Below are 278 nucleotides of genomic sequence, written 5' to 3'. Positions count from 1 at the left end.
TGACACCGGCCGACGACGGCGGTATCGCGGTGGCCGTGTTCGACACCGCCGGCCAGCCGGTGCTGACCGCGACCTCGCTGGTGTTGCGGCCGGTGACCGCCGACCAACTGGGCGCCGCAGTGCCGGACGCGGCGCAGTCACTGTTCACGGTGCAGTGGATGCCACTACCAGGCACGGACCCCGACACCACGCCGGTGACTACCGAACCGCTCTGGGCATGGCACGGGCAGCGGCCGCAACCTCTACTGGTGCCCCACCCGCCAGGCCGGCTTGATGGC

General features: G+C 71.6%; 1 protein-coding gene. It reads left to right on the top strand.

Features of this window, described 5'->3' with window-relative positions; all coding sequences use genetic code 11:
• Positions 1–35: 35 nt before the first annotated feature.
• The coding region (locus ACLQ22_RS32065) for a hypothetical protein (RefSeq protein WP_425695614.1) at positions 36–278 on the top strand (243 nt) is incomplete at its 3' end.

This window comes from Micromonospora sp. DT178, assembly GCF_049841695.1.
In the GTDB taxonomy this organism is placed as follows: Bacteria; Actinomycetota; Actinomycetes; order Mycobacteriales; family Micromonosporaceae; genus Micromonospora.
Note: the sequence above shows the minus strand (reverse complement) of the source record. Positions and strands in the feature narration are given on the sequence as shown.